The following is a 22372-nucleotide window of genomic DNA, read 5'->3' as shown; positions in this document are numbered from 1 at the left end:
CACGACGGCGCCGCACTCGACCACGCACCCCAGCCATCTGAAAGCCGGCCCACCGCGGACGTGGAACTACGCCTCCGTCGGCTGCCGGACGTTGGCCCGGACCCACTCCACGATGGACGCCGTGGTCGCGCCCGGCGTGAAGATCGCGGCGACACCCTTCTCCTTGAGGGGGGCGATGTCGTCCTCGGGGATGATCCCGCCGCCGAACACCAGGATGTCCTCGGCGTCGCGCTGCCGGAGCAGGTCGAGGACCGCGGCGAACAGGGTGTTGTGGGCGCCGGAGAGGATGGAGAGGCCGATGGCGTCGGCGTCCTCCTGGATGGCCGTGTCGACGATCTGCTCGGGCGTCTGGTGGAGCCCGGTGTAGATGACCTCCATACCGGCGTCGCGCAGCGCCCGCGCGATCACCTTCGCGCCGCGGTCGTGACCGTCGAGCCCCGGTTTGGCCACCACCACGCGGATCGGACCGGCTGCCACACCCATCACTGCCTCCATGACCAGAAGTGAACGAACGTTATCTCCAGCATCCCGCAACCGGCTGTTTCGCGGAGGTTACCGAGGGGGAAATCACACACAGTGGGACACGTCAGGGAGCCGCAGCGTGGTCCGCGGGGGCGACAGGGGCACGCGACGCGGGCTGCCGTCGTACCCGGGTGACCTCCGCCCGGCCTCCCGCGAGGGCATACGGGGGACGGAGCCGCTTCCCGCGTGCCGACAGGAGGTCGGCCGATGAAGGTCACCGGGGTCTTCGAGCCCTTTCTCCCGCTCTGCCGCCGCCTCCTGCCGGGGGGACTCGCCGGACTGTCGGTGGCCCTGCTGAAGTCGACCGCCCTGGAGGCGGCGATCCTCGCCGGGCACCTGCTGCTCTATCCCACCGGCCTCACCCCGGAGCGCCGCCCGCCCGCTCCCGTCACTCCGCCCAGTCCCGCGGTTCCCGGCACCCGCGCCACCCGCGCCACTCGCGCCACTCCTGCCGCTCCGCCCGCGGAGCGCGACGGCACGGCCCGGCTGCCGGTCCGCACGGGCCGGCCGGTCGTGCTGCTGCACGGCTTCATCGACAACCGCTCGGTCTTCGTCCTGTTGCGCCGCACCCTCGCCCGGCACGGCGGCCAGCGCGTCGAGTCGCTCAACTACTCACCGCTGACCTGTGACATCCGCGCCGCGGCGGAACTGCTCGGCAGGCACATAGAGGAGATCTGCGAGCGCACGGGCAGCCCCCGGGTCGACATCGTCGGGCACAGCCTCGGCGGGCTGATCGCGCGCTACTACGTCCAGTGCCTCGGCGGCGATCTGCGCGTGGGCACCCTGGTGACGCTGGGCACCCCGCACTCCGGCACCCGGGTGGCACCGCTCGCCGACGCGCACCCGATCGTGCGCCAGATGCGCCCCGGTTCCGAGGTGATCGAGGAGCTGACCCGCCCGGCGCCCGGCTGCCGCACCCGGTTCGTGAGCTTCTGGAGCGACCTCGACTCGCTGATGGACCCGGTGGAGACGGCCCGTATCGAGCATCCGGACCTCGTCGCGACGAACGTGCGCGTGACCGGGATCGGCCACCTCGCCCTGCCCGTCCACCCGGCGGTCGCCGTCGGTATAAGGGAAGCCCTCGACGAGGCGCACTCGGAGGAGCGGACGGCCGGTGGTCTGACGGTGGCGTGACCGGCCCCAGCCTCGAACACTCCTCGAACACAAGGCCAAACCCGCGCCCGCCGTCCCCCGAAACAGGGCCGAATGCCCCTTTCCCGCAACCACGAAACCTGTTGAAGATTGTCGCGCCCGTATACCGCCGGGTACAGTCGCCGCACTGCTCTGCCAGCCCCTGTTGTCGAGGCGAAAGAGAAGTTGGTGAACGACCGTCACCCGTCGGGGACCATGACCACCCCGGCTCCGGCTTCCGACGCCGGCCCGGCGCACTACGCGTCGTACGGCACCGAGGAAGCCCAGTACGGGGACTTCACCACGTACGGCGACCACACCGCCACCGCGTTCCACAGCGACCCGCTCTTCGGCGACCTGCCCGACCAGGGCCAGGGCACCGGCGCGTACGACACCACGCAATGGCACACGGCCGACGACCGGACACCCCACTACGACGCGTACGCGGCCCAGCACCACGCCGCCTACGACTCCGGTGCCTACGACAGCACCGCCTGGACCGTCCCGGCACAGGGCGCGCAGGAGACGGTCACCGACACCAGCGGTCACTGGGACGCGAACGCGTGGCTCCAGCCCGACCAGTCGGGCGTGGCCGGCGCCACCCAGCAGTGGGAGTGGAGCACCCAGACCTTCGACACCGGCGCGTACGACGCCACGCAGTGGAACTCCGACGGCACCCCGGCGCAGGCCGCCGAGCCGGCGTACGACGAGGTCCCCGCCGCCGAGGGGGAGTTGTCGGCCACCGGTGAGCTACCTGCAGTAACGCCACTGCTGGAGGACCAGGAAGAGGTCACCCCGGCGGTCGCGGCGTCCGCGACACGCGCCGGCTCCCGAGCGGGGGCGCGTTCCCGTCGTCGTCCGCCCCCCAAGCGGTCCGCGCTGCTGACCGTCGCCGTGCCCTCGGCCTGCGTGATGGGGGTCGCCGGGATCGCGGTCGCCTCGGTCGGGGGTCTGACCGACGACGGCAAGGACACCACGGCCTCGGCCTCCGACGCGCAGACGGTGAAACCGTCCGCCGCCAACAGCACACTGGACGCCCAGCTCAGGACCCTCTCGGCAGGCGCCGACGACTTCGCCGACCGGGCCAGCCGGACCCAGGAGCGCATCGACCTCAAGGCCCAGCAGGAGGCCGAGAAGAAAAAGGCGGCGGCGGAGGCGGCCCGCAAGGAGCGGCTGCGCCCCAAGTACGTGCTCCCGGTCACGCAGCGGGGGCTCAGCGCCTACTTCGGCCAGGCCGGCGTCAACTGGATGTCCGTCCACACGGGCATCGACTTCCCCGTCTCGTACGGCACGACGGTGATGGCCGCGACCGACGGCGTCGTCTCCACCAAGTGGAACAGCGCCTACGGCAACATGATGATCGTGACGGCGAAGGACGGCACGGAGACCTGGTACTGCCACCTCTCCTCGTACCGCGTCGCCTCCGGTACGACGGTGAAGGCCGGCGATCCGATCGCGTACTCCGGGAACTCCGGGAACTCGACCGGCCCGCACCTGCACTTCGAGGTCCGGCCTGCGGGCGGCGCCGCCATAGACCCGCTGCCGTGGCTGCGCAGCCACGGACTGGATCCCACCTGATCGCCCGCTGAGCCCCCGCCCATGGCGGGGGCTCAGGCGTCTACGGCTTCTCGGCGTCTACAACTCCCGGGCGTCTACAGCTTCTCCACCGGCGCGTACCGCAGCAGCAGGCGCTTCGGCTTGTCGTCGCCGAAGTCGATCGTCGCCTCCGCGTTCCCGCCGGTGCCCTTCACCGCGACGACGGTGCCGAGCCCGAACTGGTCGTGGGTGACCCGGTCGCCGACGGCCAGCGAGACCACCGGCTTCTCCGAGGTCCGCCGGGTGGCGAAGCCCGAGGCGCCCGACGCCGAGGAGCGCGAGCGGGTCGAGGAGAGCGAGGCGGCCACGCCCGACGCCGGTCCGGAGGACACCGGCGCCATCGCCCCGGTCCGCTTCCACTCCAGGTAGGCGCCCGGGATCTCCTCCAGGAAGCGGGAGGGCGGGTTGTACGACGGCTGACCCCAGGCGCTGCGCATCGACGACCGGGTGAGGTACAGCCGCTCCCGCGCGCGCGTGATGCCGACGTACGCGAGACGCCGCTCCTCCTCCAGTTCCTTGGTCTGCCCGAGGGCCCGCATGTGCGGGAAGACGCCGTCCTCCATGCCGGTGAGGAACACCACCGGGAACTCCAGGCCCTTGGCGGTGTGCAGGGTCATCAGGGTGATGACGCCGTCGCCGTTCTCGTCGTCGTCCGGGATCTGGTCGGAGTCGGCGACCAGGGCGACCCGCTCCAGGAAGTCGGCGAGCCCGCCGGTCGTCTCGCCCTCCTCGGATTCCTGCTCGAACTCCAGAGCCACGGAGGCGAGTTCCTGGAGGTTCTCGATACGGGTCTCGTCCTGCGGGTCCGTCGAGTTCTGCAACTCGGCCAGGTAGCCGGTGCGTTCGTAGATCGCCTCCAGGACCGTGGCCGGTCCGGCGCCGGACTCCACGACCGTACGGAGTTCCTCCATCAGCGTGTTGAACCGCTTGACCGCGTTCGTCGACCGCGCGGCCATGCCGTACGCCTCGTCGACACGCCTGAGCGCCTGCGGGAAGCTGATCTTCTCGCGCTGGGCGAGGGCGTCGATCATCGCCTCCGCGCGGTCGCCGATCCCGCGCTTGGGGACGTTGAGGATCCGGCGCAGCGGGACGGAGTCCTCCGGGTTGGCCAGCACCCGCAGGTAGGCGAGGACGTCTCGGACCTCCTTGCGCTCGTAGAAGCGGACACCGCCGACGACCTTGTAGGGCAGGCCGACGCGGATGAAGATCTCCTCGAAGACACGGGACTGGGCGTTGGTGCGGTAGAAGACCGCGACATCGCCCGCCTTCGCCTCGCCCGCGTCCGTCAGCCGGTCTATCTCGTCGGCGACGAACTGGGCCTCGTCGTGCTCGGTGTCGGCGACGTAGCCGGTGATCTGCGCGCCCGCGCCCGCGTTGGTCCACAGGTTCTTCGGGCGGCGGGACTCGTTGCGCTCGATGACCGCGTTGGCGGCGGAGAGGATCGTCTGCGTGGAGCGGTAGTTCTGCTCCAGAAGGATCGTCGTCGCGTTCGGGTAGTCCTCCTCGAACTGGAGGATGTTGCGGATCGTCGCGCCCCGGAAGGCGTAGATCGACTGGTCGGCGTCACCCACCACGCACAGTTCGGCGGGCGGCAGGTCGTGCTCGGCGGGCGGTACGTCCTCGGCATGCGCACCCGTGCCGACCAGCTCGCGCACCAGGGCGTACTGGGCGTGGTTGGTGTCCTGGTACTCGTCGACCAGGACGTGCCGGAAGCGGCGGCGGTAGTGCTCGGCGACGTCCGGGAAGGCGCGCAGCAGGTTGACCGTCGTCATGATCAGGTCGTCGAAGTCGAGGGCGTTCGCCTCGCGCAGCCGCGACTGGTACAGGGCGTAGGCCTGGGCGAGGGTCTTCTCGAAGCCGTCGCTCGCGCGGGCGGCGAAGTCCTCCTCGTCGACCAGCTCGTTCTTCAGGTTGCTGATCTGGGCGCTGAAGGACTTCGGCGGGTAGCGCTTGGGGTCGAGGTCCAGGTCACGGCAGACCAGGGCCATCAGGCGCTTGGAGTCGGCCGCGTCGTAGATCGAGAAGGAGGAGGTGAAGCCGAGCTTCTTGCTCTCCCGGCGCAGGATCCGCACGCAGGCGCTGTGGAAGGTCATCACCCACATCGCGTTCGCGCGCGGGCCGACGAGCTGCTCGACGCGCTCCTTCATCTCGCCCGCGGCCTTGTTGGTGAAGGTGATCGCGAGGATCTGGCCCGGGTGGACGTGGCGCTCGCCGAGCAGGTGGGCGATGCGGTGGGTGAGCACGCGCGTCTTGCCGGAACCGGCGCCGGCGACGATGAGCAGCGGGGAACCGGCGTGCACGACGGCCGCGCGCTGGTTCTCGTTCAGCCCCTCCAGGAGGGCGGCCGCGTCCAGGGCGGGGCGGGCGGCGCCGTCGCGGTAGTAGGCGTCCCGGTCCGGGGGCGTGTCGAACCGCCCGCCGAACAGGTCGTCCGGAACCGGCTCGGGTCCCGGCTCGTCCTCGGGCGGCGGCGGGGGTTCCTCCTCGTGGCCGCGCGGGGGCTGGAGGCTCGCCAGGAAGCTGTCGTCAAAGAGGCTGCTCATCGCTCTACGAGTCTAGGGCGCCCCACCGACAACCGGTCCCCGCCCCGGAAACTCGCGCCGACCACCGGAAGGACTCGGGCCCTTACCGTCAGTGATTCCGACAGGTCGGGACACATCTCCGCGAACCGCCCGCAGCCGGGGGACTCAACACTCAGGTCACGAAAATGTATCGGGCATATCGCACATCAACCTTCACACGGAGCACACGAGTTGGCTACCGTGCCGGGCAGGCCGCACGACCCCCACCGGCGAACGTCGCCGGGCCGCGCGGCCTCCGCCGAGTCCGGGGTGCCGCCACGCATCCGGAGCCGGGGACCCACACCGACCTTGGGGTGAATCGGTCCCACCTCCTCTCCGGGGGAGGACCGTAGGGCAACCCTTCCGAACCACCCGCCCGAACCCGACAGCTAACTCGGTAGGCGGACAACTGGAAGGAGTCGCCTCCCTTGGCGTCGCACCGCAGGTCCCGCCCCTCCGCAACGCGCACAGCGGGCATACGCACCCCCGCCCTGGCCACCGCCGCCCTCACCTCCGTGGCCCTGCTCTCCCAGACGGCGAACGCGGCGCCCTCCGAGGACGGCAGGCCGAGCCTGGAGGAGGTGGAGAAGAAGGTCGACGACCTCTACCGGCAGGCGGAGTCGGCGACCGAGAAGTACGACGCGGCCAAGGAGCGGACCGGCAAGCAGCGCAAGCGCGTCGACACCATGCTCGATGACGTGGCGCGGCGCACGGACCGGCTGAACAGGGCCCGTGAGGAACTGGGGTCGTTCGCCGCGGCGCAGTACCGGACCGGGACAGAGGTCCCCCAGACCGCGACCTTCCTGCTCGCGAACGACCCGCAGGACTACTTCGACCAGTCGCAGCTGATGAACCGGCTGACCTCGCGCCAGAAGGACGCGGTCGACGACTACGTCACCCAGCAGTCCGCGACCATGAGGAAGCGGCAGGAGGCCGCGAGGAGCCTGGAGGCGCTCACCGAGACCCAGGACGGCCTCAGGACGGCCAAGGCCACCGTCCAGTCGAAACTGGCCGCCGCCCGGCAGCTGCTGTCGAAGCTGACGGCCGAGGAGAAGGCACGCCTCGCGCAGATCGAGAAGCGGAGGCAGGAGGAGGCGGCGCGCAAGGCGGCGGAACTCGCGAAGCAGCAGGCGGCCGCCGCCCGGCAGGAGGCCGCGTCGTCATCGGCGGGCAGCTCCTCGTCCTCTTCGTCCGCGTCCTCCTCTTCGTCCGCGTCCTCGCCCTCCTCGGACTCCGCCTATGCCACGAAGGCCGCCAAGGCGATCGCCTTCGCCCGCGCGCAGATCGGCAAGCCGTACGTCTGGGGCGCGACCGGCCCCGGGTCCTACGACTGCTCCGGCCTCTCCCAGGCCGCCTGGAAGGCCGCCGGCGTCTCCCTGCCGCGCACCACCTACGACCAGGTGAACGCCGGCACCACCGTCTCCCTCACCGACGCCCAGCCCGGTGACCTGGTCTTCTTCTACGACGACATCAGCCACGTCGGGGTCTACATCGGCAACGGGATGATGATCCACGCCCCCAAGCCCGGCGCGTACGTCCGGGAGGAGTCGATCTACTACGGAGGCGAGTCGATCATCCACAGCGTGGTGCGACCGGCCTGAGGAACCCGCCCACGCACCTCCGCGTGGCTCACGCACCTGGTAGCCCGGCCCCGGCACGGTGACGACGAACGACGCTGGGCGACGGTGTTCCCGATGGGGATGACGGCGGCGGCCGTGCTGTCGGCCGCGACCGCCTTCGGTGTCCCGTGGCTGACCTGGCCGGGGCGGGCGCTGGTGTGGATCGCGGTGGCGGCCTGGCTCGCAGTGACCGCCGGGGCGGCGGTGACGGCCCGTGCCGCCCTCGGGACGGCGTCCTGAGAGAGCTCCGGGGCGGTCACGTCCACAGCACGGCGATGAAGATGTTCGCCATGGTCAGCACACCCACCAGCCCGAAGGCGTTCTTCGCCACCTTCTCCTCGTCGCGCTGCACGTAGACCAGCCCGAGGATCACGATCAGCAGGGCGAGCTTCACGCCGATCTTGACGGTGTTGACGTGGTGGCCGTCGGCCTCGTTGAGACCGACCAGGACCACGCCGGTCGCGAGCATGGTGAACGCGCCGTGCAGCATCCCGGGGACGAACCGGGCCGTGCCCAGGCCCATCGCCTTCATCTGGGTGAGGAAGCCGCCGAGCAGCGCGGCGATGCCGATGATGTGCAGGCCGACGAAGAGATGGATGAGTACGTCCATGGCTCCGGAGCCTAATCAGGGCCCCGGGCTGCGCCGACCCCGGCCCGGCCTCGTTACCGCCGGCCCGCCTCCCCGCGGCAACGCATATATGCACCCCATAGCAGCCCGGGGCCCCCGCCCGCCCCGGAACCGCCGCTTCGGTCATCCCGCCCCGCGAAGCCGACGGCTCCGGATCGGAACTCCGGCCACATACCGTCGGGTAACGATCCGGTCACGCCAATTCCGTGCATCGCGTTACCAGGCCGACACACCCGGGCCTAGCGTCCTCCCCCAGGTGACCGACTCCCCACCGCCGCCCGGACCAGGGGCGGCCGTCGGGCACCACCGCCGAAAGTGTCCGGCGGCGGCCCGCTCCCCTGTGCGGCCCGCCGCCGGACGCGCACCCGCTCCCCCGCGGCCGTACGAAAGGACGTGAACAGCCCAGGTGGCAGCGCACCGCAAGCCCCGGCAGAGTCCCCTCAGCGGTCATACGGCCCGCGCGGCCGTCACCCTCGCCCTCGCGGGCGCGGCCACCGCGACGGCCTTCGACGGGACCGGACACGCCGAACCGCGCCTGACACCCGCGCAGGTCAAGGCCAAGGTGGACCAGCTGTACCAGGAGGCCGAGGCGGCCACCCAGAAGTACGACGGCGCGAAGGACCAGGCCGACGCGGCCCAGCGACGGCTGAAGTCGCTGCAGGACCAGACCGCCCGCCGGCAGGAGCAGCTCAACTCCGCCCGGGACGCGCTCGGTGCGACGGCGGCGGCGCAGTACCGCGACGGCGGTATCGATCCGGCCTGGCAGCTGGTGCTGTCAAGCGATCCCGACCGGTACCTGGACGACGCCGCGTTCGCCGAACGGGCCGGTGACCGGCAGGCCGCCGCGGTGGCGCGGGTGCGCGGGCAGCTGCGCGAGATCGAGCAGCTGCGCGGTGCGGCGCGCGTCGTACTGACGGGACTGCGGTCCCGGCAGGCCGAGCTGAAGCGCCAGAAGGCCACGGTCGACGCCGAACTCGGCGAGGCCCGGCGGCTGCTGTCCGGCCTGTCGCCCGAACAGCGGGCGGCGGTCACGGCGGCCGGTGCCGGCACCGGCGCCGACGGCACCGGCCGCGCATCCCGCTCGGCCTCCGACGGTCGCGACCCCCTGACCCAGGGCGGTGTCGCCGCCCCCGACTCCCGCGCCGCGGCCGCCGTGGCCTACGCCTACTCGAAGCTCGGCAGTCCCTACGTGTGGGGCGCGACGGGCCCCGACGCCTTCGACTGCTCGGGCCTGGCCCAGGCCGCCTACCGCTCCGCCGGGGTCTCCATCCCGCGCACCACCTACGCCCAGATCAACGCCGGCCGCCGCGTCTCACGCTCCGAACTCCAGCCGGGCGACCTGGTGTTCTTCTACTCGGGCATCAGTCACGTGGGCATCTACATCGGCAACGGCCAGATGATCCACGCCCCCAACCCGTCGGCCCCGGTACGCGTCGCCCCCGTCGACGAGATGCCGTTCGCGGGGGCGACGCGGGTGGCGTGAGCGACCCCTCGAAGCTCAGGCGTCCCTACGGGCGTAGGCGAGAAAGGCGGCCCAGGAGCCCCCGGCGACGGCGAAACGGGGGCTTCGGGGGCCGAGCTTCGAGTCCCGGACGTGGACGGTGTGGGACCGCTCGCGCCAGGTGAGGCCCCCTTCGAGGCAGTTGCCGCCCTGACTGTCGCTGTAGCTCGACTTGAACTGTATGAGGCGGTCGCTCACTGCTTCTCCGCCACCCTTCTGATGAACTCGGCAGACTCCTCGACGCTGAGAGAGTGCATGCGGATCGTGCCGTTGAGAGCAACTCCGCCGCAGCGTCCGAACGGCAGGATCTGAACCGACACGTTGCGAAGGCTGCCGACCGCCAGCAGATGCCGCAGCTGAGCCTGCATGGCTTCTTCCGCACGCCTACCGGACGGTCACACCAGGCGGCGTGCCGTCGCCCAGCGGGTCAGCTCGTGCCGGTTCGACAGTTGCAGCTTCCGCAGCACCGCCGAGACATGGGACTCGACCGTCTTGACGGAGATGAACAGCTGCTTGGCGATCTCCTTGTAGGCGTAGCCGCGGGCGATGAGGCGCAGCACCTCGCGCTCGCGCTGGGTGAGGCGGTCGAGGTCCTCGTCGACCGGCGGGGCGTCGGTGGAGGCGAAGGCGTCCAGGACGAACCCGGCGAGCCGTGGGGAGAAGACCGCGTCGCCCTCCTGGACGCGGAAGATCGAGTCGACCAGGTCGGTGCCGGTGATCGTCTTGGTGACATAGCCTCGGGCGCCGCCGCGGATCACGCCGATCACATCCTCGGCCGCGTCCGACACGGACAGCGCGAGGAAACGCACCGGCTGCTCGGCGTCCGCCATCAACGGGGCGCACCGGCGCAGCACTTCGACCCCGCCGCCGCCCGGCAGGTGCACGTCGAGGAGGACCACCTCGGGCCGGGTGGCGGTGATCACGGTGACCGCCTGGTCGACGTCGGCGGCCTCGCCGACCACCTGGACGCCGGTCTGCTCGGTCTGGCCGATCTCGGCCTGGACACCCGTACGGAACATCCGGTGGTCGTCGACGAGGACCACCCGCACCCGGCGGCCGGCCTTCTCCGCGCCCTCCGCCGGACCCTTCGCCTCGGTCGCGTCGCTCATGACGTGTTCTCCACCCTCTCCATCTCCAGCTCGACCTCCGTGCCGCCGCCCGGTACGGACCGCAGACGTGCCGTGCCCCCGTGGCGCTCCATCCGGCCGATGATCGATTCTCTGACACCCATGCGGTCGGCGGGTATCGCGTCGGGATCGAACCCGGGTCCGCGGTCACGGACGGACACGAACACGGTTCTCCCCTCGACTTCGGCGTAGACCTGGACGGCACCGCCCTCGCCACCGTACTTGGCGGCGTTGACCATCGCCTCGCGCGCGGCCTGCATCTGCGCGCCGGTCCGTTCGTCGAGCGGGCAGTCCCCGACCACCACGACCTCGATGGGGACGCCGTGCTTGTCCTCGACCTCGGCGGCGCTGCGACGGACCGCGTCGGCGAGATGGGTGGGTTCGTCGGCCTCGTCCTTGCCGGTGCCCTCCGGTTTGTAGAGCCAGGTGCGCAGGTCGCGCTCCTGGGCGCGGGCGAGACGGCGCACCTCGCCCGCGTTCTCCGCGTTGCGCTGGATCAGGGTGAGCGTGTGCAGCACGGAGTCGTGGACGTGGGCGGCGACCTCGGCCCGCTCCTGGGCGCGGATGCGCATCAGCCGCTCCTCGGAGAGGTCCTGGGTCATCCGCACCAGATACGGTCCGGCGAGCAGGGTGATGCCGACGACCACGGCGAGCGCGGCCTGGAGCACCGCGCCGATGTGCGCGGCGGAGCCCTGCAGGAGGAAGACGCCCGTGACGCCCGCGGTGACGAGCAGGACTCCGAAGCCCGCCCGCAGCAGGCTCAGTGTCCGCCGCCGGCTGCCGACCTCGACCCAGCGGGCCCGGCGGGCGTTGTCCGCCTGGCGCCAGACGAGGGCGACACCGGCGGCGACCAGGACCGCGGGCAGGAGATAGGCCTTGGCGCCGTTGGTCAGGTTGACGCTGCCCACGAACACCAGGGACACGACGACCATGAGGAGCAGGGCGACGATCTGGCCCCGGTCCGGTCTGCGGGCGACGAGGCGGCGGCGGCCGTCCGCCGAGGTCTCGGTGGCCACCAGGGAGGGCGGCTTCTGTCCGCCGACCCCGCCCACGCCGAGCGGCACGAAGAACCAGAACGCCGCGTACAGCAGCGCGCCGAGGCCGTTGGCCATGAACAGGCCGACGAAGACGAGCCGGACCCACACGACGGGCAGGCCGAGATGCCCGGCGAGGCCCCGCGCCACTCCGCCGAGCCAGCGGCCGTCGCTGCTGCGGTAGAGCTTGCGCGGCGGCCGCGGGTCGTCGAGGGGCACTGCTGCGGCTTCCGGCATGCCATCGATGTTCACACGCCCGCAGGTGCGGAGCATCAGGGTCGGCCCCCGAGACTCCCCTGATCTTCGGATTTCCCCGCGGCTGATCTTCGGATCCCCCCGGTGACGCCCGCTTTCCCCGGCTCCGGGACCATTCGAACGTTTCCCGGTCCGGTCTCGGGGCGGATTTCAGGGTTGGGCCAGGGTCATCCCGACTGCCGCCGGGGCGGCACGGCCGTCACCATGGACTCATGACTGATCACGAGCACGCCGCGACGGGTCCGGGACCCGGCCCCGGCCCGCGGCCCGCCCCGGGCTCCGGACCGCCGGATGCCGCGCCCGCCGCGACGGACGCCACGGCGCCGGGAGCCGACGCCGGCGCGTCGGCGCGGACCACCGGCGAGGCGCTCCCCCGGTTCCGGCGGGACCGCGGGCACAAAATGATCGCGGGCGTGTGCGCGGGGCTCGGGCGCCACACCGACCTGGACCCGGTGATCTTCCGCATCACCCTGGCGGTGCTGGCGGCGACCGGCGGCATCGGCCTCCTCTTCTACGGCTTCGCCTGGCTCTTCGTGCCCTACGAGGACGACGAGGAGAACGAGGTCCGCAAGCTGCTGACCGGCCGGGTCGACGGGCAGGCCCTGGCGGCCGTGCTGTTCGCCCTGGTCGGCTGCGGAGTGCTGCTGACGATGATCAGGAACGGCGGGGTGCTGGCGTTCGCGGTCGTCCTGTCCGTGCTCCTCGCGGGCGCCGGGTACTGGTCACGGCGCCGGGGCGCCCCCGACCCCGATCCGCTGGCCGCCCAGGCGGTCGCCGACGCCCCGCCCGAGGCCCAGGCACCGCCGGTCCCGGTCTCCTTTCCCTCATGGTGGCGCGACCCGATCGTCAAGGACGGCACCCATGTCGGGGGTACCGGCTACCTGTGGGGGCCGGCCGACGTCCGCGGCCCCGACGCCCCGGGGTTCGACTTCCGGCTCGGCACCCCCTGGGTCCACGGCCAGGACGTCTCCGCGCGGCGCGGCACGCCACCCGGTCCGCGCGGGCCACGCGGACCGCACTGGATCGGCGGCTGGATCTTCCTGCTCGCGCTGCTGGCGGGTGTCCTGGGCACGAGCCTGACGTGGGGCACGCACCCGTTGGGCACCAGCCTCCAGACAGGTCTGGCCGGTGCGCTGATCGTCTTCGGGCTGGGCACGGCCCTCAGTTCCTTCCTGGGGCGCACGGGAGCGGGCTCGCTGTTCCTGGCGCTCCTCACGGCGGTGCTGCTCGCGGGGGCGACGGCCATGCCGTCCGACATCAGCACGCACTGGACACGCGTCTCCTGGGCACCGGCCACGGCGGCACAGGTGGCCCCGGCGTACGACCTGGGGACCGGCGTCGGCACCCTGGACCTACGGCACATACGCGTGGCCGACGGGCAGACGGTGTCGACGTCGGCCGAGGTGGGCGCGGGCCGGCTGAGGATCGTCGTGCCGGCGGACGTGACGGTGCGGATGAGCATCGACGTGGGGGTGGGTGACATCCAGTTGCCCGGTGACGACAAGAAGGACGTGGACGTGGAGCCGGGCAGGCACAAGGACGTGACGCTGGCGCCGGTGAGCGGTGCGAAGCAGGCGGGCACGCTGGACCTGGACCTCCAGGTCGGCGCCGGACAGGTGGAGGTGACCCGTGCTGCGGCATGAGTTCCAGCCGGGACGGCTGATCGTCGGTGTCTTCCTGACGGCCGCGGGGATCGCCTACGCCGGTGACGCGGGAGGCCTGTGGGAGACCGAGTGGTTCGCGGTCATCCCCGTGATGGTGACCGGTCTCTTCCTGGCGGCGGTGACGGCGTCCCTGACCCGGGCGATACGCAGACGCCGCCGCCCGGCCGCTCGACCGGACGGGACGTCCTAGCCCGGGCGGCTCAGTGGCCCAGTCCCCCGGATCGCTGCCGTCGCCGGGCTCGGAGCATCGCGTCCAGGGAGAGGTAGGGGGCGCCGGCGAGGACCAGGGGAATCCAGGCCATCAGGTAGGCGAGGTCGTTGCCGTAGTAGTACGGGGAGTTGGCCCAGCTGACGGTCAGCCAGAGGCTGAGCGAGATCAGCGCGCCGCCGAGGGCGGCGAGGCGGGCCAGCAGGCCGAAGAGGGTGCCGAGGCCGACGGCCACCTCGCCGATGGCGATCGCGGTGCCGAAGCCGACCGGGTTCTTCAGGGCCAGGTCGACCAGGGCCGGGATGGCCGCGGAGTCACGGACGGCGCGCATGGTGTCGCCGATGGAGCCGGAACCACCGGACTTCAGGAAGGCGCTGTCGGTCAGTTTGTCCAGCCCGGCGTAGATGAAGGTGACGCCGAGGAAGATCCGCAGGGGAAGGAGGGCATATCGGGTGGCGATGTCCCGCAGGCCTCGGTCACCGTCGAGATAGGAGGAGTGCGTGTCCGTACGAATGCTGTGAGTCATCGCCAGTAGCCGCCTCTCGCCGCTGTGCCCAGGCCCTCGACAGACCATACGTATGACATCGGCGCCCGGCTCAATCCTTTCCCGGACGTTTTTCCGATTTTCGGCTGGTCTCCGTCCCCCAGGGCAGGGGGAAAGATGGGCAAGACGGGTCAGAGGTGAGGGTGCCCGCCGATCCGCTCGTTTTCAGTCTGCCACCTCGACCACGCACCGGTTCGTGGCCACTCCGGCCGCCGTGACCACCTGGACCTCCACCGATCCCGGCTCCACCTCGGCGGGTACGGGGACGGTGAGGACGTCGTCCGTGGGATTGCTGAAGCCGCCGGTGACGGGGACCAGGGGGACGTGGACGTTGACGGCGCCGATGCGGACGACCAGGCGGGAGAGGCGGTCGGCCTTCTGGGCGCCGGGCGGCACGAAGCCGGTGCCGCGGATCTCGATGTCGTCTCCGGTGCGGATCGGGGCGTCCAGGTCACCGGCCTCGCGGGAGCGGACGACGGAGAGGATCACCGGGCGCCCGCCCTCGGCGTACTTGCCGGCCAGATAGGTCGCGGTGGAGATCAGTACCACCGCCGCGAGGCCCCAGGGCAGGTCGGGGAGCTGGTCGGGGCGGCGGGCGAGACGTACGGCGGCGAAGACCAGGGCGACGGCGCTGATCACGACGTACTGGATGTCGGCGAAGGCGCCCCGGCCCGCGTCGTCGGTGAGCAGGTCGGCGGCGCGGGGGCGGTGGGCGCGGACCTTCTGCAGGCGCTGGCCGAGGATCCGCAGCCCGACCACCCGGCGCACCAGGACGGCGATGCCGCTGACCGCGGCGAGGACGGTCACCACGCCGGCGCCACGGGCCAGGTCGAGGCCGGAGACAAGGGCGTCGCGTTCGGCGGGAGAGGAGGCGGCGGCCAGGCGGCCGGCCAGGACGAGGACGGCGTAGGCGACCAGGAGGATCCAGGAGGCGGCGACGGTGCGGGAGGTGGACATGCGGTTGTCCTCGCCGATGACGGGTGCGAGCACTCCGCCGCTCGCCCGGTGGAGCCAGGAGGCGGCGCTGACGGCGAGGGCCACGGTCACGGCGGCGAGCAGTCCTGCGGTCCGGGCACTGGTCCAGCCCGCGCCGATCGCGGTGAGGGCCTGGACGAGGAGCAGTACCAGGACGGCGCCCCACACGGTGGCCACGGTGCGCAGCCAGAGGCGGGCGAGCCAGGCCTCGCCCTCGGCCCGGCCGCGGTCGGCGACGGCCTCGGCGGACTGGGTCAGTTCCTCCGAGACCCATTGGCGGGAGGCGGAGACCGAGTGGGCCACCGCCGCGGGCAGCCCCTGGCCGGCCGCGAACTCGTCACGTTTGAGGAGGAATGCGGCGACCGCCCGCCGGTGCCCCTCGCGGGCCCCGTGCGGGCAGTCCCCGCACGTGCAACCGCCCGCGTGGGCACCCGGACCGGTGCCCTGCCTCGCCTCCTGCACCGCCACGCCCGACGCCCGCCTTCCCCACGCCCGGGGCACGGCGCGCAGGGCCCTCCCCGGGGCCGGGCGACGCCGTGCAACTCCCTTGTGTCGAGAGCGAATTGTGCCCTACGCCACGGCGTTTTCGGTCAGTGGGCTGGTCACGACAGGTGAAGGTACGGGAGACAGGTTGACCCGACTGCCAGAATTCCCCCATGGCCGAGATCATCCAGCGGGACGGGACCTGGGCCTTCGACGGCAGCACGATCCGGATCACGCCGGGACGCCACCGCTCCGTACCGCTGTTCCGGCAGACCTACGGGGAGATCGCCGTACCCCTGGAGGCGGTGGCCGCCGTGGCGTACGAGCCCGAGCGCAGGCGGGGGCGGCTGAGGATGCGGCTGCGCGAGGGCGCGGACCCGTTGCTGCAGGCGACCGGCGGGCGACTGCCGGAGGCCGCGGATCCGTACCGGCTGGCGGTGGACGGGGACCGGTCCGGGGTGGCCGAGTACGTCGTGGCGGAGATCCGGCAGTCGCTGCTGCTCGACCAGGTCCCCACCGAGCCGACGAAGGGGTATCTGCTGCCGGGGCCGCCGGTGCCGGTGTCGGTGCGGTCCTCGGACGGGACGGTGTCCTTCGACGGTACGCAGGTCCGCATCGACTGGGCGGACACCTCGGACCGGGTGAAGCGGGCGACCGGGCCGCGGATCATCGGCGTCGGCGACCTGGTCCGGGTGGAGTGGCTGCCCAACACCGGTTACGAAGACGGTCGCCTGCGGTTCGTGACCCCGGAGACGGTGTTCTCGAAGCTGCCGGCGGAGCGCGACCCGTACGCGCTCGACCTGTGGGGCAGTGTCCGCCGCGATCTGCTGACGGCGCTGGTCGCGGCGGCGGTCACGGCCCGGCTGCCGCATCCGTCGACCCGGCCCGGCGCGGCGTGCGCCGACCGGGACCGGCCGCAGGTGACCGCGCCGCGCAGGCCGGCCGACCACCACGACCTGCTGCTGCGCCGACTGCGGGAGCTGGGCGAGCTGCACCGGGACGGGGTGCTCACGGACGAGGAGTTCGTGCTGACGAAGGCGGCGGTGCTGAGGGGTTTCTGAGCGGGGTGTGGTCAGCTGAGCAGGTCCGGTTCACTGCGGCTGATGTCCTGCCACAGGGGCTGGTAGTTGATCCAGGCCACCAGGTCCCCGCCGAGCTGTTCGCGGGTGGCGACGGCGAGCTTGTGGTCGATGAGCAGCGGGCGGCCGGCCGCCTTCGCGGTCAGCTGGACCTGCGCCGAGCGCTCCATGGACAGGAACCACCAGGCGGCCGCGTCCACCGAGTCGCCGACGGTCAGCAGGCCGTGGTTGCGCAGCACCAGCGCCTTGTGGGAGCCGAGGGCGGCGGCGATCCGGCGCCCCTCCTCGGCGTCGACGGCGACACCGGTGTAGGCGTCGTAGAGGGCGTGGTCCTGGTAGAAGGCGCAGCTCTCCTGGCTGATGGGGTCGAGCAGGTCGCCGAGGGCGGACAGGGCGCGGCCGTGCACGGAGTGGCAGTGGGCGACGGCGACGACGTCCGGGCGGGCCGCGTGCACCTGGGCGTGGACGGTGAAGGCGGCCTGGTTGACGTGGTAGCGGCCCTCGATGACCTGGCCGTCCTGGTTGGCCAGGACCAGGTCGCTGACGGTGACGTGCCGGAACGGCATGCCGAAGGGGTTGACCCAGAAGCAGTTCGAGTACTCGGGATCGCGGGCGGTGATGTGCCCGGACACCCCGTCCTCGAACCCGGCCCGGCCGAAGATCCGCAGCGCGCCCGCGAGCCGCTCCTTGCGGTGCCGGCGCTCGTCGTCGAGCGAGTCGTGCATCGGCGGCATCGCGAACCGGAGCTGATCGGTGGGCAGCGGCAGGGGCGGGGTCGGCCCGTGCATAGGTCCTCCAGCACTGGGTGTGTGTTACGGGCGGAAGTTACCGCCGGTCAGTGCAGGAAAACAGAGCTGTTCCGTAAAGATGACGCCCGCGAGCAATTCACGACAGAAGATGTCGGGTATCGCCACGAGACTGGCACTCATGACGCGTACGAACTGGGCTGCCTTCGCCGCCGCCGCGCCCGAGCTGGCGCACATCGCACAGGAGCGCTTCGCCCCCTACCGCCACCACGTCCTCGCCACGCTCCGCAAGGACGGCTCCCCCCGCACCTCGGGTCTGGAGGTGCAGTTCCTGGGCGGAGAGCTCCGGTTCGGCATGATGCCGGACTCGGTGAAGGCCCGGGACCTGGTGCGGGACCCGCGGTTCGCGCTCCAGGCCAACCCCGGGGAGGGCACCGCGATGGGCGGCACCGGGGACGTGCGGATCAGCGGCCGGGCGTACGAGGTGACGGACCCGGCGGTGAAGGGGCCGTACGCGGAAGAGGTGAAACCGCCCGAGGGGCCGTTCCACCTCTTCCGTACCGAGCTGACGGAGGTCGTCCGGACCTACGTCGAGGAGCCGTACCTGGTCGTCGAGACCTGGCGGCCGGGCGGGCCGGTGCGCACGGTCAGGCGCACCTGAGCCCTGCGGAGCCCCGCGGGGACGGGGCCTACTCCCACTCGATGGTGCCCGGCGGCTTCGAGGTGACGTCGAGGACGACGCGGTTGACGTCACGGACCTCGTTGGTGATCCGGGTGGAGATCTTCGCGAGGACGTCGTAGGGCAGGCGCGACCAGTCGGCCGTCATGGCGTCCTCGGAGGAGACCGGGCGCAGCACGATCGGGTGGCCGTAGGTGCGGCCGTCGCCCTGGACGCCGACGCTGCGGACGTCCGCGAGCAGGACCACCGGGCACTGCCAGATGGAGCGGTCGAGGCCGGCGGCGGTGAGCTCCTCGCGGGCGATCGCGTCGGCGTCGCGCAGCAGGTCCAGGCGCTCCTTCGTGACCTCGCCGACGATCCGGATGCCGAGGCCGGGACCGGGGAACGGCTGACGCTGGACGATCTCCTCCGGCAGGCCCAGCTCCTGGCCGACCATCCGGACCTCGTCCTTGAAGAGCTTGCGCAGCGGCTCGATCAGCTTGAACTCGAGGTCCTCCGGCAGGCCGCCGACGTTGTGGTGCGACTTGATGTTCGCGGTGCCGGTGCCGCCGCCGGACTCCACGACGTCCGGGTAGAGGGTGCCCTGGACCAGGAACTCCACGGCCGGGCCCGCGTCCGCGATGATCTCGGCCTGGGCCTGCTCGAAGACCCGGATGAACTCCCGGCCGATGATCTTCCGCTTCTGCTCCGGGTCGGAGACCCCGGCCAGCGCCTCCAGGAAGCGCGCCTCGGCGTCGACCACGACGAGCTTGACGCCGGTCGCGGCCACGAAGTCCTTCTCGACCTGCTCGGTCTCGCCCTTGCGCATCAGACCGTGGTCGACGTACACGCAGGTCAGCTGGTCGCCGATGGCGCGGGCGACGAGGGCGGCGGCCACGGCGGAGTCGACGCCGCCGGACAGCCCGCAGATCGCGCGCTTGTCGCCGACCTGCTCGCGGATCGCCGCGACCTGCTCCTCGATGACGTTCCCCGTGGTCCACGAGGGGGTGAGCCCCGCGCCGCGGTACAGGAAGTGCTCCAGGACCTGCTGGCCGTGCGTGGAGTGCATGACCTCGGGGTGGTACTGGACGCCGTAGAGCTTCTTCTCGTCGTTCTCGAAGGCGGCGACCGGGACCACGTCCGTGGACGCGGTGACGGCGAAGCCCTCGGGGGCGGCGGAGCAGGCGTCGCCGTGCGACATCCACACGTGCTGCTCGGCGGGGGTGCCCTCGAACAGGGTGGAGGCCGACTTGGAGACGTGCAGGTCGGTACGGCCGTACTCGCGGGCGCCGGTGTTGTCGACGGTGCCGCCGAGGACCTGGGCCATCAGCTGGAAGCCGTAGCACATGCCGAAGACGGGGACGCCGGCCTCGAAGAGCTCGCGGTCCAGGCGGGGGGCGCCCTCCTCGTACACGGACGAGGGGCCGCCGGAGAGGATGATCGCCGCCGGGTTCTTGGCGAGCATCTCGGCGACCGGCATGGTGCTCGGCACGATCTCGCTGTAGACCCGGGCCTCGCGGACGCGACGGGCGATGAGCTGGGCGTACTGCGCGCCGAAGTCGACGACCAGGACGGTGTCGGGAGCGGCGGCAGCGGGAGTCGCTGATGACACGGGGTGCCTTCCGGCGGTCTGGGCGGGGGTCTGTGCCATCGATTCTAACGGGGCACGGTGGGACGGCTCCCGGATCGGGGTTCTGTGGCATACTCGCCCCCATGCTCACCCAGACGACCTTCCTGTTTACCTATGGCGACCGGCCCACCGGCTGCCATGGTCGTGCTGCTTGAGCAACTGACAAGCGACTTCCCCAGGCGCCCCGGGCCGACAAGGTCCGGGGCGCCTGGTGTTTCTCCGGATCGTGCCGGTCCGGGGCCGCCCCGCAGACGAGGAGCCCCGACATGACCGCCACCGCCACGACCCCCACCACCACGACCGCCACCGCCCCGACCGCTCTCGATGTGACGGGTGCCCGGACCCCGGAGGCCGCCGGTGTGATCAGCGGCGCGCGCGAGCGCATCGACGCGCTCGACGACCGGATCATCGGCCTGATCCAGGAACGGATGGCCGTCTCCGCCGTCGTCCAGGAGGCCCGGATCGCCTCCGGCGGCCGGCGCGTGAACCTCTCCCGGGAGATGGAGATCCTCAGTCACTGGAGCGACGCTCTCGGCAAGCCCGGCACGGCCCTCGCGATGACGCTGCTGGAGCTGTGCCGCGGCCGCGTCTGAACCGGCCGGAACTGAGTTCGGTACGGCTCTCACCCGTACGGCGCGTGACCGGCGCCCCGGCCGCCTCGTTGGTGGGGTGTCCGTGCCAGCCAGGGGCGGGCCCGAAAGAACCACGCGTGGCTCGCTGGGGCGATGAGACGTACGGAACGTGCCGTGTGTCGTGGGACCTCGCTCCAGTCAAGTGACCGGACGGCAGGGGACAGCAGCCCGGTCACCCAAAGACGGCCGGCTCCGGGGACGCCCGGGGCCGACCGGCGGAAAATTGCAAAAATGCACAAGGGCTGGGTCAAACGGTTGCGGAGGCCGCGGACATCCAGCACGATGCAGAGAAGGCCACCGAGGCCTTCGTGGTTCCCAAGTCCCAGTCCAGGCAACGGTATTGCCGTGTGCCGGCCGTCCGCCGAAGGTCGGGACCTGCCGTACGTCCCGAGTGCGCCGGGGCGCCGACCCGAGCACGGACGGTGGTACAGGGCACAGAGACCAGCGGCGCAACCCCCCGGCGCCGCTTCCAGGCACCGGCGCTGCCCTGACGTCGGTGCTGACCGAAGAAGGGCCCCGCGGCTCCGTCCCGCGGGGCCCTTCGCCTTGTCCGCGGCGCACCGGCCTCGTGACGACCGTCACATAAGAATTCTGTGAATGTGGAGGCAACCATTCACAGGATTCACCGGTCACATCACCGGAACCAGCGGTCACATCCGCCCGCCGCACCTGAGTCAACGGGGTCCTTCATGAAGCTTCGTCGCGCCATGGCCGCGGCAGCCGCCACGGCTGCCCTCGCACCGCTCGCCCTGCTGTCCGCACCGGCCGCGTTCGCGGAGGACGCCGCATCGCCGACGGCGTCGGAGAGCGCGCCCAGCGAGATACCCAGCGACCCCGCGTCGCCCACCCCGTCCGACTCCGTCGCCCCGAGCGACAGCGCGTCGCCGTCCGAGTCCGCGTCGCCCTCCGCCCCGCCCAGCGACAGCGCGAGCCCCAGCGCGTCCGCCTCGGCCTCCGCGTCCGCCTCGACGCAGCCCTCCGAGTCGGCCGAGCCCAGCGAGGACCCGTCCGACCCGGACGTGCCGTACTGCGAGGACCTCGACGAGAACTTCGGCAACGCCAAGGTGTCCGCCGACATCAAGGGCCTGCCCGGCAAGATCGTCGCGGGCGACGGCTTCCACGCCTTCAAGCTGACCGTGACGAACGAGTCGAAGGCCGACGTCGACGGCGTCGCCTTCTACGCCGAGATCGAGAACTACGAGCTGGACGAGTCGAAGTACCTCAGCCCGTACGTCGAGCTGGAGTTCAAGAACCCCGACAGCGGCGCCTGGGACCGGATCGGCAGCGACGACTGGGCCGGCGACTACTTCTTCTACGTGGAGAAGCTGAAGTCGGGCGCGAGCAAGTCGGTCGACCTGCGCGTCGCCGTCGACGCCAAGGCGCCCGCCGGTGACGCCTACTCCTTCGGCTCCGGTGCCTACCTCGACAAGGTCGACGGCCAGGACTGCATCGCCGAGGGCTGGGCGCAGTACGACTTCACGGTCCTCAAGGCCGGCTCGTCCAACCCCGACCCGGGTACCGCCAAGCCGGGCGACGACGGCGGCAAGGACTCCGTGAAGAAGCCGCAGGGCAACGTCGCCGACCTGCCGACCGGCAACCTCGCGGAGACCGGTTCCAGCTCGGCGCTCCCGGTCATCGGCCTGGTCGGCGGGGCCGCCGTGGTGGCCGGCACGGCCGCGGTGTTCGTGGTGCGGCGCCGCAAGGCGGGCGCCGACGCATAGGCAAGGTCGCGGGGACCGCCGCGGCGCGGCGGTCGCGCACCGATGAAGAGGGACCTGG

At 71.7% G+C, this 22372-nt stretch carries 22 protein-coding genes and 1 riboswitch; of the genes, 11 read left to right on the top strand and 11 right to left on the bottom strand.

The genetic code is table 11. The annotated features are described in order from the left end of the window. Window positions 1-66 precede the first annotated feature (66 nt). Entirely contained in the window at window positions 67-483 is a 417-nt protein-coding gene (locus ACZ3KP_RS24360; protein WP_132893081.1) for a cobalamin B12-binding domain-containing protein, read from the bottom strand. A gap of 246 nt (window positions 484-729) precedes the next feature. On the opposite strand from ACZ3KP_RS24360, the gene ACZ3KP_RS24355 reads away from it, so the two are divergent. Beyond that, window positions 730-1656, top strand: a complete 927-nt coding sequence (locus ACZ3KP_RS24355; protein WP_467501705.1) for an esterase/lipase family protein — start codon at window positions 730-732, stop codon at window positions 1654-1656. A gap of 186 nt (window positions 1657-1842) precedes the next feature. Beyond that, window positions 1843-3231, top strand: coding sequence for a M23 family metallopeptidase (locus ACZ3KP_RS24350; protein WP_467501704.1), 1389 nt, complete (start codon window positions 1843-1845; stop codon window positions 3229-3231). A gap of 74 nt (window positions 3232-3305) precedes the next feature. Here ACZ3KP_RS24350 and pcrA read toward each other — a convergent pair whose 3' ends face one another. Beyond that, entirely contained in the window at window positions 3306-5792 is a 2487-nt protein-coding gene (gene pcrA, locus ACZ3KP_RS24345) for a DNA helicase PcrA (protein ID WP_467501703.1), read from the bottom strand. Window positions 5793-6057: 265 nt separating this feature from the next. Then, window positions 6058-6230, top strand: a riboswitch (cyclic di-AMP (ydaO/yuaA leader). 8 nt (window positions 6231-6238) lie between these two features. Between pcrA and ACZ3KP_RS24340 the strand changes: the two genes are divergently transcribed. Together ACZ3KP_RS24340 and ACZ3KP_RS24335 are read left to right on the top strand one after the other, a co-directional pair. Then, window positions 6239-7411, top strand: coding sequence for a C40 family peptidase (locus ACZ3KP_RS24340; protein WP_467501702.1), 1173 nt, complete (start codon window positions 6239-6241; stop codon window positions 7409-7411). Between the two features lie 93 nt (window positions 7412-7504). After that, window positions 7505-7669, top strand: a complete 165-nt coding sequence (locus tag ACZ3KP_RS24335; protein WP_467501701.1) for a hypothetical protein — start codon at window positions 7505-7507, stop codon at window positions 7667-7669. Between the two features lie 16 nt (window positions 7670-7685). Here ACZ3KP_RS24335 and ACZ3KP_RS24330 read toward each other — a convergent pair whose 3' ends face one another. Continuing rightward, complete coding sequence (locus ACZ3KP_RS24330; protein ID WP_467501700.1) at window positions 7686-8039, bottom strand: hypothetical protein; 354 nt, start codon at window positions 8037-8039, stop codon at window positions 7686-7688. A gap of 424 nt (window positions 8040-8463) precedes the next feature. Here ACZ3KP_RS24330 and ACZ3KP_RS24325 point away from each other — a divergent pair, with 424 nt between their 5' ends. Then, window positions 8464-9540, top strand: a complete 1077-nt coding sequence (locus ACZ3KP_RS24325; protein WP_467501699.1) for a C40 family peptidase — start codon at window positions 8464-8466, stop codon at window positions 9538-9540. Window positions 9541-9555: 15 nt separating this feature from the next. Here ACZ3KP_RS24325 and ACZ3KP_RS24320 read toward each other — a convergent pair whose 3' ends face one another. From ACZ3KP_RS24320 to ACZ3KP_RS24305, 4 genes are read right to left on the bottom strand one after another with little or no spacing between them, the layout of a single operon-like run. Next, window positions 9556-9756: a DUF397 domain-containing protein gene (locus ACZ3KP_RS24320; protein WP_467501698.1), complete on the bottom strand. Its 201-nt coding sequence runs from the start codon at window positions 9754-9756 to the stop codon at window positions 9556-9558. After that, complete coding sequence (locus tag ACZ3KP_RS24315) at window positions 9753-9926, bottom strand: Scr1 family TA system antitoxin-like transcriptional regulator (RefSeq protein ID WP_467501697.1); 174 nt, start codon at window positions 9924-9926, stop codon at window positions 9753-9755. The genes ACZ3KP_RS24320 and ACZ3KP_RS24315 overlap by 4 nt, the downstream gene beginning before the upstream one ends. A 27-nt stretch (window positions 9927-9953) precedes the next feature. Next, window positions 9954-10667 carry a LuxR C-terminal-related transcriptional regulator gene (locus tag ACZ3KP_RS24310; protein WP_467501696.1) on the bottom strand — a complete coding sequence of 238 codons (714 nt, stop codon included), beginning with the start codon at window positions 10665-10667 and terminating at the stop codon, window positions 9954-9956. Then, window positions 10664-11956, bottom strand: a complete 1293-nt coding sequence (locus ACZ3KP_RS24305) for an ATP-binding protein (protein ID WP_467501695.1) — start codon at window positions 11954-11956, stop codon at window positions 10664-10666. Before ACZ3KP_RS24305 ends, ACZ3KP_RS24310 begins: the two co-directional genes overlap by 4 nt. A gap of 230 nt (window positions 11957-12186) precedes the next feature. Between ACZ3KP_RS24305 and ACZ3KP_RS24300 the strand changes: the two genes are divergently transcribed. Continuing rightward, complete coding sequence (locus tag ACZ3KP_RS24300; RefSeq protein ID WP_467501694.1) at window positions 12187-13617, top strand: PspC domain-containing protein; 1431 nt, start codon at window positions 12187-12189, stop codon at window positions 13615-13617. Continuing rightward, window positions 13604-13828 carry a hypothetical protein gene (locus ACZ3KP_RS24295; RefSeq protein ID WP_358981714.1) on the top strand — a complete coding sequence of 75 codons (225 nt, stop codon included), beginning with the start codon at window positions 13604-13606 and terminating at the stop codon, window positions 13826-13828. Before ACZ3KP_RS24300 ends, ACZ3KP_RS24295 begins: the two co-directional genes overlap by 14 nt. Before the next feature lie 10 nt (window positions 13829-13838). On the opposite strand, the gene ACZ3KP_RS24290 is transcribed toward ACZ3KP_RS24295, so the two are convergent. Beyond that, window positions 13839-14372 (bottom strand): DoxX family protein, encoded by a 534-nt coding sequence (locus ACZ3KP_RS24290; protein WP_467501693.1) that lies wholly within the window; start codon window positions 14370-14372, stop codon window positions 13839-13841. Between the two features lie 183 nt (window positions 14373-14555). Beyond that, window positions 14556-15833, bottom strand: a complete 1278-nt coding sequence (locus ACZ3KP_RS24285) for a hypothetical protein (RefSeq protein WP_467501692.1) — start codon at window positions 15831-15833, stop codon at window positions 14556-14558. Window positions 15834-16021: 188 nt separating this feature from the next. Between ACZ3KP_RS24285 and ACZ3KP_RS24280 the strand changes: the two genes are divergently transcribed. Then, the gene (locus ACZ3KP_RS24280; protein WP_467501691.1) at window positions 16022-16909 is read left to right on the top strand and encodes a DUF4429 domain-containing protein; all 888 of its coding nucleotides are present in this window, start codon (window positions 16022-16024) and stop codon (window positions 16907-16909) included. A gap of 11 nt (window positions 16910-16920) precedes the next feature. Here the strand turns inward: ACZ3KP_RS24280 and ACZ3KP_RS24275 are convergent, their stop codons facing one another. Beyond that, window positions 16921-17715, bottom strand: a complete 795-nt coding sequence (locus tag ACZ3KP_RS24275; protein WP_467501690.1) for a class II aldolase/adducin family protein — start codon at window positions 17713-17715, stop codon at window positions 16921-16923. 139 nt (window positions 17716-17854) lie between these two features. On the opposite strand from ACZ3KP_RS24275, the gene ACZ3KP_RS24270 reads away from it, so the two are divergent. After that, window positions 17855-18334, top strand: coding sequence for a pyridoxamine 5'-phosphate oxidase family protein (locus ACZ3KP_RS24270; RefSeq protein ID WP_467501689.1), 480 nt, complete (start codon window positions 17855-17857; stop codon window positions 18332-18334). Between the two features lie 28 nt (window positions 18335-18362). Here ACZ3KP_RS24270 and guaA read toward each other — a convergent pair whose 3' ends face one another. Next, window positions 18363-19943, bottom strand: coding sequence for a glutamine-hydrolyzing GMP synthase (gene guaA, locus ACZ3KP_RS24265; protein ID WP_132892992.1), 1581 nt, complete (start codon window positions 19941-19943; stop codon window positions 18363-18365). 284 nt (window positions 19944-20227) lie between these two features. Between guaA and ACZ3KP_RS24260 the strand changes: the two genes are divergently transcribed. Next, entirely contained in the window at window positions 20228-20554 is a 327-nt protein-coding gene (locus ACZ3KP_RS24260) for a chorismate mutase (RefSeq protein ID WP_467501688.1), read from the top strand. Between the two features lie 728 nt (window positions 20555-21282). Then, a complete protein-coding gene (locus tag ACZ3KP_RS24255) occupies window positions 21283-22314 on the top strand; it encodes an LAETG motif-containing sortase-dependent surface protein (RefSeq protein WP_467501687.1) in 1032 nt (343 codons plus the stop codon). Window positions 22315-22372: the final 58 nt, after the last annotated feature.

The sequence above is a fragment of the Streptomyces sp. NPDC020958 genome (assembly GCF_055562175.1).
The sequence above is the reverse complement of the archived record's forward strand: the minus strand, read 5'-3'. Positions and strand labels throughout refer to the sequence as shown.

Excerpts from the sequence above, each read along its gene's own strand:
- ACZ3KP_RS24360 (WP_132893081.1), bottom strand. The coding sequence starts at position 483 with ATGGGTGTGGCAGCCGGTCCGATCCGCGTGGTGGTGGCCAAACCGGGG.
- ACZ3KP_RS24355 (WP_467501705.1), top strand. The coding sequence starts at position 730 with ATGAAGGTCACCGGGGTCTTCGAGCCCTTTCTCCCGCTCTGCCGCCGC.
- pcrA (WP_467501703.1), bottom strand. The coding sequence starts at position 5,792 with ATGAGCAGCCTCTTTGACGACAGCTTCCTGGCGAGCCTCCAGCCCCCG.
- ACZ3KP_RS24335 (WP_467501701.1), top strand. The coding sequence starts at position 7,505 with ATGGGGATGACGGCGGCGGCCGTGCTGTCGGCCGCGACCGCCTTCGGT.
- ACZ3KP_RS24330 (WP_467501700.1), bottom strand. The coding sequence starts at position 8,039 with ATGGACGTACTCATCCATCTCTTCGTCGGCCTGCACATCATCGGCATC.
- ACZ3KP_RS24315 (WP_467501697.1), bottom strand. The coding sequence starts at position 9,926 with ATGCAGGCTCAGCTGCGGCATCTGCTGGCGGTCGGCAGCCTTCGCAAC.
- ACZ3KP_RS24310 (WP_467501696.1), bottom strand. The coding sequence starts at position 10,667 with ATGAGCGACGCGACCGAGGCGAAGGGTCCGGCGGAGGGCGCGGAGAAG.
- ACZ3KP_RS24305 (WP_467501695.1), bottom strand. The coding sequence starts at position 11,956 with ATGCCGGAAGCCGCAGCAGTGCCCCTCGACGACCCGCGGCCGCCGCGC.
- ACZ3KP_RS24300 (WP_467501694.1), top strand. The coding sequence starts at position 12,187 with ATGACTGATCACGAGCACGCCGCGACGGGTCCGGGACCCGGCCCCGGC.
- ACZ3KP_RS24290 (WP_467501693.1), bottom strand. The coding sequence starts at position 14,372 with ATGACTCACAGCATTCGTACGGACACGCACTCCTCCTATCTCGACGGT.
- ACZ3KP_RS24280 (WP_467501691.1), top strand. The coding sequence starts at position 16,022 with ATGGCCGAGATCATCCAGCGGGACGGGACCTGGGCCTTCGACGGCAGC.
- ACZ3KP_RS24275 (WP_467501690.1), bottom strand. The coding sequence starts at position 17,715 with ATGCACGGGCCGACCCCGCCCCTGCCGCTGCCCACCGATCAGCTCCGG.
- ACZ3KP_RS24270 (WP_467501689.1), top strand. The coding sequence starts at position 17,855 with ATGACGCGTACGAACTGGGCTGCCTTCGCCGCCGCCGCGCCCGAGCTG.
- ACZ3KP_RS24260 (WP_467501688.1), top strand. The coding sequence starts at position 20,228 with ATGACCGCCACCGCCACGACCCCCACCACCACGACCGCCACCGCCCCG.
- ACZ3KP_RS24255 (WP_467501687.1), top strand. The coding sequence starts at position 21,283 with ATGAAGCTTCGTCGCGCCATGGCCGCGGCAGCCGCCACGGCTGCCCTC.